This is a genomic window from Agromyces subbeticus DSM 16689 (genome assembly GCF_000421565.1).
Lineage (GTDB): Bacteria > Actinomycetota > Actinomycetes > Actinomycetales > Microbacteriaceae > Agromyces > Agromyces subbeticus.
In genome coordinates, this window is sequence record NZ_ATXG01000013.1 from 132004 (window position 1) to 142145 (window position 10142).

General features: G+C 70.9%; 8 protein-coding genes and 2 pseudogenes. All 10 read left to right on the forward strand.

Annotation, left to right across the window (positions count from 1 at the left end; translation table 11 throughout):
• Positions 1 to 70: 70 nt before the first annotated feature.
• Positions 71 to 1804: a nitrite/sulfite reductase gene (locus H521_RS0116255; protein WP_022894079.1), complete on the forward strand. Its 1734-nt coding sequence runs from the start codon at positions 71 to 73 to the stop codon at positions 1802 to 1804.
• On the forward strand, positions 1801 to 2544 hold the full coding sequence (locus H521_RS0116260; protein ID WP_022894080.1) for a phosphoadenylyl-sulfate reductase: 744 nt from the start codon (positions 1801 to 1803) through the stop codon (positions 2542 to 2544). The genes H521_RS0116255 and H521_RS0116260 overlap by 4 nt, the downstream gene beginning before the upstream one ends.
• A complete protein-coding gene (gene cysD / locus H521_RS0116265) occupies positions 2541 to 3491 on the forward strand; it encodes a sulfate adenylyltransferase subunit CysD (RefSeq protein ID WP_022894081.1) in 951 nt (316 codons plus the stop codon). The genes H521_RS0116260 and cysD overlap by 4 nt, the downstream gene beginning before the upstream one ends.
• Complete coding sequence (locus H521_RS0116270) at positions 3491 to 4807, forward strand: sulfate adenylyltransferase subunit 1 (RefSeq protein ID WP_022894082.1); 1317 nt, start codon at positions 3491 to 3493, stop codon at positions 4805 to 4807. Before cysD ends, H521_RS0116270 begins: the two co-directional genes overlap by 1 nt.
• A 56-nt stretch (positions 4808 to 4863) precedes the next feature.
• A complete protein-coding gene (locus tag H521_RS0116275) occupies positions 4864 to 5979 on the forward strand; it encodes an ABC transporter substrate-binding protein (RefSeq protein ID WP_022894083.1) in 1116 nt (371 codons plus the stop codon).
• Between the two features lie 116 nt (positions 5980 to 6095).
• Positions 6096 to 6728 (forward strand): annotated as a pseudogene (locus H521_RS0116280) (ABC transporter ATP-binding protein); the annotation flags it as partial.
• Positions 6718 to 7728: an ABC transporter permease gene (locus H521_RS23885; RefSeq protein WP_022894085.1), complete on the forward strand. Its 1011-nt coding sequence runs from the start codon at positions 6718 to 6720 to the stop codon at positions 7726 to 7728. The pseudogene H521_RS0116280 and the gene H521_RS23885, both read left to right, overlap by 11 nt.
• Positions 7725 to 8579 (forward strand): uroporphyrinogen-III C-methyltransferase, encoded by an 855-nt coding sequence (cobA, locus tag H521_RS23890; protein ID WP_022894086.1) that lies wholly within the window; start codon positions 7725 to 7727, stop codon positions 8577 to 8579. The genes H521_RS23885 and cobA overlap by 4 nt, the downstream gene beginning before the upstream one ends.
• The gene (locus H521_RS0116295) at positions 8576 to 10003 is read left to right on the forward strand and encodes an FAD-dependent oxidoreductase (RefSeq protein ID WP_022894087.1); all 1428 of its coding nucleotides are present in this window, start codon (positions 8576 to 8578) and stop codon (positions 10001 to 10003) included. Before cobA ends, H521_RS0116295 begins: the two co-directional genes overlap by 4 nt.
• Positions 10000 to 10142, forward strand: a pseudogene (locus H521_RS26505) (ferredoxin); the annotation flags it as partial. The gene H521_RS0116295 and the pseudogene H521_RS26505, both read left to right, overlap by 4 nt.

Consider the following 10142-nt stretch of genomic DNA (forward strand, 5'->3'; position numbering starts at 1 on the left):
GCGTTCCGGCGCTCGGCGATCGCGCCTAGCCTCGGTCGAACCCGCAACTCGCGGGCGACCGAGGAGAGACATGACGCAGGAGACGATCGACGCGCCGAGCCGGCCGACGCCCCGTTCCGGTGAGCGTCCGCCGCGTCCCGCGAGCCGTCCGCACGGGCAGTGGAAGGTCGACGGCACCGCGCCGCTCAACGGCAACGAGGAGTGGAAGCAGGTCGACAACGGCCTGAGCGTGCGCGACCGTATCGAGAAGCTCTACTCGAAGGGCGGGTTCGCCTCGATCGACCCGACCGACCTGCACGGCCGCTTCCGGGTGTGGGGCCTGTACACGCAGCGAAAGCCGGGCATCGACGGCGGCCGCACCGCGACCCTCGAGCCGCACGAGCTCGAAGACGAGTTCTTCATGCTGCGCGTGCGCATCGACGGCGGGCAGCTCACGACCGAGCAGCTTCGCGTGATCGCCGACATCTCGATCGACTTCGGGCGGGGTACCGCCGACCTCACCGACCGCCAGAACGTGCAGCTGCACTGGATCCGCGTCGAGGACGTGCCCGAGATCTGGCGCCGCCTCGAGGCCGTCGGCCTCGGAACGACCGAGGCCTGCGGCGATGTGCCCCGCGTGGTGCTCGGCTCGCCGGTCGCCGGCATCGCCGCCGACGAGCTCATCGACCCCACAGCGCAGATCGACGCGATCACGAGCCGGTTCATCGGCGACGAGTCGCTCGCCAACCTGCCGCGCAAGTTCAAGACGGCAATCACCGGCCACCCGAGCCAAGACGTCGTGCACGAGATCAACGACGTCGCCTTCGTCGCGGTCCACCACCCCGACCTCGGCATCGGCTACGACCTGTGGGTCGGCGGCGGGCTCTCCACATCGCCGAGGCTCGCCGAGCGGCTCGGTGTCTTCGTCGCTCCCGAGCGCGTGGCAGAGGCCTGGCACGGCGTCGCCCAGATCTTCCGCGACTACGGCTACCGGCGCCTGCGCAACAAGGCGCGCCTCAAGTTCCTGCTCGCCGACTGGGGCACCGAGAAGTTCCGCCAGGTGCTCGAGACCGAGTACCTCGAGTCGCCGCTGCCCGACGGACCCGCCGCGCCCAAGCCGCTCGCGCACGGCGATCACGTCGGCGTGCACCGTCAGAAAGACGGCCGCTTCTACGTGGGCGCGACGCCGATCGTCGGCCGGGTCTCGGGTCCGACGCTCGCGAAGCTCGCCGAGCTCATCGAGGCGCACGGCTCCTCGCGCCTGCGCACGACGCCGCACCAGAAGATCGTCATCCTCGACATCCCCGAAGACCGCGTCGAGTCGCTCATCACGGGCCTCGACGAGCTCGGCCTCTCGGCCCGCCCGAGCCTCATCCGCCGCGGCACGATCGCCTGCACGGGCATCGAGTTCTGCAAGCTCGCGATCGTCGAGACCAAGGCGTTCGCGACCGCGGCCGTGCTCGACCTCGAGCGCACACTCGACGGCTTCGACCTGCCGCACCCGATCAGCCTGCACGTCAACGGCTGCCCGAACTCGTGCGCCCGCATCCAGACGGCCGACATCGGCCTCAAGGGCCAACTCGTCATGAGCGACGCCGGCGAACAGGTTCCCGGCTACCAGGTGCACCTCGGCGGCGGCCTCGCGACGGCTGATCGCGAAGAGGCGGGCCTCGGCCGCACGGTGCGCGGACTCAAGGTCGAAGCCGACGGCATCGCCGACTACGTCGAACGGGTCGTCAAGCGCTTCCTCGCGAGCCGAGCCGCCGAGGCCGACGAGACGTTCGCCGAATGGGCCCACCGAGTCGACGAGGAGCAACTGCGATGAGCGTCTCCCTGGTCCCGCGGGCGACCGTGCGCCGCACGCACGACGAACTGCGTGCGCTGGCCGACGCGGGCAACGCCGAACTCCGCAGCCTCGCCGCCGACGAGGCATCCGCCTACGAGGTCATCGCCTGGGTCGCGCGCAACTTCGATGCGGATGCCGCGGCCGTTGCCTGCTCGATGGCCGACGCCGTGCTCCCGCATGTCGTGGCCCAGTCGTTGCCGGGCATCGACGTGCTCTTCCTCGACACGGGCTATCACTTCGCGAAGACCTACGAGACGCGCGACCGGGTCGCGGCGGAGCTCGATGTGCGCGTGGTCGACGTGCTGCCAGAGCTCTCCGTTCCCGAGCAGAACGCGAAGTTCGGGCTCGAGCTGTTCGCCCGCGACGCCGCGGAGTGCTGCGCCATGCGCAAGGTCGCGCCGCTGCACGATGCGCTCACGGGCTACGAGCTGTGGTTCACCGGCGTGCGCCGCGACGAGGCGCCCACTCGCACGAACACTCCGCTCGTGACGTTCGACGAGCGCAACGGGCTGGTCAAGGTCAACCCGCTCGCGGCGTGGAGCTTCGACGAGCTGATCGACTACTCGAACGCCTTCGGCGTGCCGGTGAACGACCTTCTGACCCAGGGCTATCCGTCGATCGGTTGCGAGCCGTGCACCCGGCGAGTGGCCGAGGGCGAAGACCCCAGAGCCGGCCGCTGGTCGGGCCTCGACAAGACGGAATGCGGGTTGCACGTATGAGCGAGACGACATCCGTGCGGGTCGAGCCCGCCGACACCCCGACGCCGGCCGGCAGGTCGCTCTCGGCACTCGACGCGCTCGAGTCCGAGGCGATCCACATCATCCGCGAGGTCGTCGCCGAGTTCGAGCGGCCCGTGCTGCTGTTCTCGGGCGGCAAGGACTCGGTCGTCGTGCTGCACCTGGCCGCGAAGGCGTTCTGGCCGGCCCGCGTGCCGTTCCCGGTGCTGCACGTCGACACCGGCCACAACTTCCCCGAGGTCATCGCGTTCCGCGACGAGACCGTCGCGCGTCTCGGCATCCGCCTCGAGGTGGCCTCCGTGCAGGACTACCTCGACGACGGCCGTCTCCAGGAGCGCGCCGACGGCACCCGCAACCCGCTGCAGACCCAGCCCCTGCTCGATGCGATCGCCGCGGGTAGGCACGATGCCGTCTTCGGCGGCGCGCGCCGCGACGAAGACAAGGCGCGTGCCAAGGAGCGCATCATCAGCCTGCGCGACGAGTTCGGCCAGTGGGATCCCCGGAACCAGCGACCGGAGCTCTGGGACCTGTACAACGGCCGCCACACGGTCGGCCAGCACGTGCGCGCCTTCCCGATCTCGAACTGGACCGAGCTCGACGTCTGGCGCTACCTCGAGCGCGAGCAGATCGCGCTGCCGCCGCTCTACTTCGCGCACGAGCGCGAGGTGTACCTGCGCGACGGCATGTGGCGTGCGGTGAGCGACGTGTCGCCCGCCCGGGCCGACGAGGTCATCGAATCCCGCACGGTGCGGTACCGCACGGTCGGCGACATGAGCTGCACCGGTGCCGTCGAGTCCGATGCGGCATCCGTCGCCGATGTCGTGCGCGAGGTCGCCACCTCGACGCTCACCGAGCGCGGGGCGACCCGGGCCGACGACCGCATCTCAGAGGCCGCCATGGAGGATCGCAAGAAGGACGGGTACTTCTGATGACGTCGACCGCCACCGAGAGCACGCTCTTCCGCTTCGCGACCGCAGGCTCCGTCGACGACGGCAAGTCGACCCTCGTCGGCCGCCTGCTGCACGATTCGAAGGCGATCCTCGCCGATCAGCTCGAGTCGGTCGCCCGCACCTCGGCCGAGCGCGGCTTCGGCGGCGAGCCGGGCGCGATCGACTTCGCGTTGCTCACCGACGGCCTGCGCGCCGAGCGCGAGCAGGGCATCACGATCGACGTCGCGTACCGCTACTTCTCGACGGGTCGCCGCTCGTTCATCCTCGCCGACTGCCCGGGACACGTGCAGTACACGCGCAACATGGTCACGGGTGCCGCCACCGCCGATGCCGTGATCGTGCTCATCGACGCGCGCAAGGGCGTGCTCGAGCAGACGCGCCGGCATCTCGCGGTCGTGCAGCTGCTGCGGGTTCCCCACGTGATCGTCGCGGTGAACAAGATCGACCTGCTCGACTACGCCGAGGCGGCGTTCGCCCCGGTGGCGGCAGAGGTCACCGCGCTCACCCGCGAACTCGGGCTCCCCGAGGCGCACGTCATTCCGGTGTCGGCGCTCGCCGGAGACAACATCGTCGAGCGATCGGCGAACACGCCGTGGTACCAGGGGCCGAGCCTCCTCGAACTGCTCGAGACGCTGACCTCCCTCGACGAGCTCGAGTCCGAGCTCGAAGCGCTGCGGATGCCGGTGCAGCTCGTCATCCGCCCGCAGGGCGCCGTGGCGCACGACGTCGACGACCCCGAGCAGTTCCGCGACTACCGGGCGTTCGCCGGGCGCATCGCCTCGGGCACCGTGCGACTCGGCGACGAGGTGCAGGTCTTCCCGGGCGGCGCCACGACGACGGTCGTCGGCATCGACGCCGGTTCGGCCCGGCTCGAGGCGGCGTCGGCCCCGCAATCGGTCTCGCTGCGCCTCGCCGATGAACTCGACGCCGCGCGCGGCGCGGTCATCGCGGCATCCGGCTCGCTGCCGGTGGCCCGGCGCGAGTTCGAGGCATCCGTCTTCCAGCTCGACCCGCGGCCGCTCACGCCAGGCGCGCGCGTGCTCGTGAAGACCGGAACCTCGACCGTGCAGGCACTTGTCACCTCGATCGACGGTCGCCGCGACCTCACGACGCTCGGCCTCGACCCGGCCGATCGCCTCGAGGCCAACGACATCGGGCAGGTCTCGCTCAAACTCTCGGCCGAGCTTCCGCTGGAGGCCTACGCCGATCATCGCCGTGCCGGTGCGTTCCTCGTGATCCACCCGCAAGACGGAGCGACCCTCGCGGCCGCGATCGTCACCCGGCCCGTCGCGTGAGCGACGAGCCGACCACCCCAACCGAACCGCAACACCAGCACCGAAGGAGCAGCAGCATGAACGCAACATCCCGCGTCGGCACCCGCATCGGCCTGGTGGGCGGCATGATGCTCGCCGCGGCGATCATCGCCGCGGCCGTGCTCGCGCTGAGCGGCTGCGCTCCGGCGGCGGCTGGACAGACGGGGGAGGCGTCGGCCTCGACGGCTCCGGCAGAGGAATTGCGCCTCGGCTACTTCGCCAACGTCACGCACGCCCCGGCACTCGTCGGCCTCGAAGAAGGGCTCTTCGCCGACGCGCTCGGCGACACGAAGCTCACGACCCAGGTCTTCAACGCCGGGCCGGCGGCCATCGAGGCGCTCTCGGCCGGTGCCATCGACGCGACCTACATCGGCCCGAACCCGTCGATCAACACCTTCATCCAGTCGGGCGGGCAGTCGGCGCACATCGTCGCCGGCGCGGCGACGGGCGGCGCCGCGCTCGTCGTTCGCGAGGGCATCGACTCGGCCGACGACCTCGACGGCACGACGATCGCCACGCCGCAGCTCGGCAACACGCAAGACGTGGCGCTGCGCGCCTGGCTCGCAGACGAGGGCTTCGAGACCGACACGACGGGCGGCGGCGACGTGCACATCACGCCGACCGAGAACGCGCAGACGCTGGCGCTCTTCCAGCAGGGCGGCGTCGACGGTGCCTGGCTGCCCGAGCCGTGGGTGTCGCGGCTCCTCGCCGACGGTGGCAACGGCGCGCACGTGCTCGTCGACGAGGCCGAGCTCTGGCCCGGCGGCGCCTTCCCCACGACGGTGCTCCTCGTGCGCGCCGAGTTCCTCGAGGCGCACCCCGAGACGGTGCGGGCGCTGCTCGACGGCCACGTGGCATCCGTCGCCTGGCTCGGCGATCACGCCGACGAGGCGCCCGCCGTGATCAACACCGCACTCGAGGCCGAGACGGGCAAACCGCTCGCCGACGCGGTCATCACCCGCGCGCTCGAGCACGTCACCTTCTCGGTCGACCCGCATGCCGAGACGTTCGAGACGCTCGTCGCGAACGGCCTCGAGGCGGGCACGCAGAAGGACGGCTCGATCGACGGACTGTTCGACCTGCGCCTGCTCAACGAGCTGCTCGAAGCCGACGGCGCCGAGCCGGTCTCGGCCGGCGGCTTGGGCGAGGAGTAGCCACCATGAGCGGGCAGGCGGCCATCCGCATCGAACAACTGGGCAAGCGCTTCGGCGCCGGCCCGCTCGTGCTCGACGACGTGAACCTGTCGATCGAGAGCGGCGAGTTCGTCTGCCTGCTCGGCGCATCGGGCTGCGGCAAGTCGACACTGCTGAACCTCATCGCGGGGCTCGACCGGCCGACGACGGGCGCGATCGACGTGCCGGCCGAGGGCGCCGCCGTGATGTTCCAGGAATCGGCGCTCATGCCGTGGCTCACCGCCCGCCAGAATGTCGAGCTCGCGCTGCGCCTGCGGGGCGTGGCTCGCACGGCACGGCGCGCGGAAGCGCTCGAACTGCTCGACACGGTCAACCTCGCGGATGCCGCGGAGAAGCGCCCGCACGAGCTGTCGGGCGGCATGCGGCAGCGCGTCGCACTCGCCCGGGCGCTCGCGCAGGACCGACCGGTGCTGCTGATGGACGAGCCCTTCGCGGCGCTCGACGCCATCACCCGCGACCTGCTGCACGAGGAACTCGAGCGGGTCTGGCGCCGCACCGGCCGCACCATCGTCTTCGTCACGCACAACGTGCGCGAGGCCGCCCGGCTCGGGCAGCGCGTCGTGCTGCTCTCGAGCCGCCCCGGCCGCGTCGCCGGCGAATGGCGCATCGCCGAGACCTCCGGCCGCCGCATCGAATCGCCCGAGGTCGCGGCGCTCTCGATCGAGATCACCGAGCAGCTCCGAAAGGAGATCCGCCGAAATGCCGCATGACGACATCGCCGGTCGAGGAACGCAGGACCCCACCGCCGGTCGAGTAGCGACGAAGGAGCGTACCGAGACCCCCGCCGCAGACCCCGCCTCATCCGGTCTCGATACGCTCGCTGGCGCTCGCTACTCGACCAACGAAGCCGACGACCTCCGCAGCCTCGAGGCCGGTCTCGACCGCCTGCAGACCGACGACGCGCGCGGCACGAACGCGTGGCGAACCTTCACCACGAGCGTGCTGCCGCCGATCATCTTCGTGGTCGTGCTCATCGCGGCGTGGCAGGTCTACGTCTGGATCGTGCAGCCCCGCCCCGACATCGTGCCGAGCCCGATCAGCGTGGTCACCGCGATCTCCGACGCCTGGCAGTCGGACCGCCTGCAGACGGCCGTGCTCACGAGCCTCGAGCGCGGCGTCTTCGGATTCCTCATCGCCGTGGTCGTCGGAACTCCGCTCGGCCTGCTCCTCGCCGAGGTCAAGCCGTTGCGCCGCGCCATCGGCCCGATCATCTCGGGCCTGCAGGTGCTGCCCTCGGTCGCGTGGGTGCCTGCGGCGATCCTCTGGTTCGGGCTCACCGATGCCACGGTGTACTTCGTCGTGCTCATGGGCGCAACGCCCTCGATCATCAACGGCCTGATCTCGGGCGTCGAGCAGGTTCCACCGCAGTTGCGGCGCGTCGGCACCGTGCTCGGAGCCGGCCCTGCGCGGCTCGCCACCCTCGTCGTGCTTCCCGCTGCGCTGCCCGGCTACGTCGCGGGCCTCAAGCAGGGCTGGGCGTTCTCGTGGCGCTCGCTCATGGCCGCCGAGATCATCGCGACCGGCGGCACGATCGGCTTCGGACTCGGCTCGATGCTCGACCAGAGCCGAGAGCTCGCCGACCTCGCTGGCGTGCTCGCGACCATCCTCGTGATCCTCGCCATCGGCATCCTGATCGAGCTCGTCTTCTTCGCTCCGCTCGAGCGCCGCATGCTGCGCCGTCGCGGCCTGCTGCAGGGCGGCACCAAGTGACCGCCGACGGCCGCGTCACCCTCGTCGGGGCCGGCCCAGGCGACGCCGGGCTGCTCACGATCCGCGGCCTGCGCGCCCTCGAAGCGGCCGACGTCATCGTCGCCGACCGGCTCGGCGCGCGCGGCGTGCTCGACGGGCTGGCCGCCGAGGGCGTCGAGCTCACGGCCGAGGTCGTCGACGTCGGCAAGCTGCCCGGCCACCACGCCGTGCCCCAAGACGCGATCAACGCCCTGCTCGTCACGCTCGCGCGCGACGGCAAGCAGGTCGTACGGCTCAAGGGCGGCGACCCGTTCATCTTCGGCCGTGGCGGCGAAGAGCTCGCGTTCTGCCGGGACGCGGGCATTCACGTCGAGGTCGTCCCCGGCATCACGAGTGCGATCTCGGTGCCCGCGATCGCCGGCATCCCGCTCACGCACCGCGGGCTCGCGACCACGTTCACCGTGGTCACCGGCCACGAGCAGATCCGTTCGCTCGGCGGAGGCCCCGATCACACCGTCGTGCTGCTCATGGGCATCGGCACGCTCGCCAACTCCGCGATCACGCTCGCCCGGGGCGAGCGCGGCGCCGACTGCCCGGTTGCTATCATCGAAGACGGCTACGGCCCGCGCCAGCGGGTCACGGTGGGCACGCTCGACACGATCGCGCTGCAGGCCGCCCGCCGCGGCATCCGCTCGCCCGCCGTCGTCGTCGTCGGCGATGTCGTCAGGCTCAGCCCGTATGCTGAACCGCTGGTCGAGGAAGGAGCGCAGCGACCGTCTCGAGACCGCTCGACCGAGCATCAGACATCCCGAGAAGTTCCCTCGTCGCTCTTCGACCCACACGTTCCGAACCGAGAGGCCACCCAGCAATGACCCGTTCCCTTCGCGTCGCGATCGTCGGAGCCGGCCCAGCCGGCATCTACGCCGGCAACATCCTCAATCGTCAGGCCACCGAGGCCGGCGCCGAGGTCGCGATCGACCTGTTCGAGTCGCTTCCGGCCCCGTACGGGCTCATCCGCTACGGCGTCGCGCCCGACCACCCGCGCATCAAGGGCATCGTCAAGTCGCTGCACGAGATGCTCGACGCCGGCACCATCCGCCTGATCGGCAACGTCGAGGTCGGCAAAGACATCACGGTCGACGAGCTGCGCGAGCGCTACGACGCGATCATCTTCGCAACCGGCGCGCTGAAGGATGCACCGCTGAACATCCCCGGCATCGACCTGCCCGGCTCCTACGGCGCCGCTGACTTCGTGGCCTGGTACGACGGCCACCCCGACGTTCCGCGCGAGTGGCCGCTCGAGGCGCAGTCGATCGCGGTCATCGGCAACGGCAACGTGGCCCTCGACGTCGCTCGCGTGCTCGCCAAGCACCCGAGAGACATCCTGTCGACGGATGTGCCCGCCAACGTCGTCGCCGGGCTCGAGGCGTCGCCCGTGACCGACGTGCACGTGTTCGGCCGCCGCGGCCCCGGCCACGTCAAGTTCACGCCGATCGAGCTGCGCGAGCTCGGCGAGGTGCCCGACGTCGACGTCGTGGTGTATGACGACGATTTCGAGCGCGCTGCGAACGACCCGCACGCCGAAGCCCTGTTCGCGTCGAACAACCAGGTCAAGGTGATGACCCGCACGCTGAACGGCTGGCGCAAGCCCGCCGATCATGACTACACCGCATCGCGCCGCCTGCACCTGCACTTCCTGCACACGCCCGTCGAGGTGCTCGGCAGCGAAGCCGTCGAGGCCGTGCGCTTCGAGCGCACCCGCCCGGTCGGCGACGGTTCGGTCGAGGGCACCGGCGAGTTCGTCGAGGTGCCGGTGCAGGCCGTGTACCGCGCCGTCGGCTACGCGAGCTCGCCGATCGATGGGCTGCCCTTCGACGAGCGCGCAGCGGTCGTTCCCAACGCGGGCGGTCGGGTGACCGATGCCGCCGGCGCTCACCTGCCGGGCGTCTACGCGACCGGGTGGATCAAGCGCGGCCCGGTCGGACTCATCGGCCACACCAAGGGCGACGCGCTCGAGACCATCACGAATCTGATGGCGGATGCCGCGGCGGGCGCGCTGCCCGCCCCGCTCGTCGACGCCGCAGGCGGCGCCGAGGTCTTCGAGCTGCTCGAGGAGCGAGAGGTCGCGTTCACGACGTGGCAGGGCTGGCTCGCCCTCGACGCGCACGAGCGCGAGCTCGGCGAGACGTTCGAGGCGCCCGAGCACTACGCGGGCGTCGTGCGCGAGCGCGTGAAGGTCGTGCCCCGCGACGAGCAGGTCGAGATCTCCCGTTCGGCAGCACTGGCCCTCTCGTGACGTACGTCATCGCGCTGCCCTGCGTCGACGTCAAAGACCGTGCGTGCATCGACGAGTGCCCGGTCGACTGCATCTACGAGGGTGAGCGTTCGCTCTACATCCACCCCGACGAGTGCGTCGACTGCGGGGCCTGCGAGCC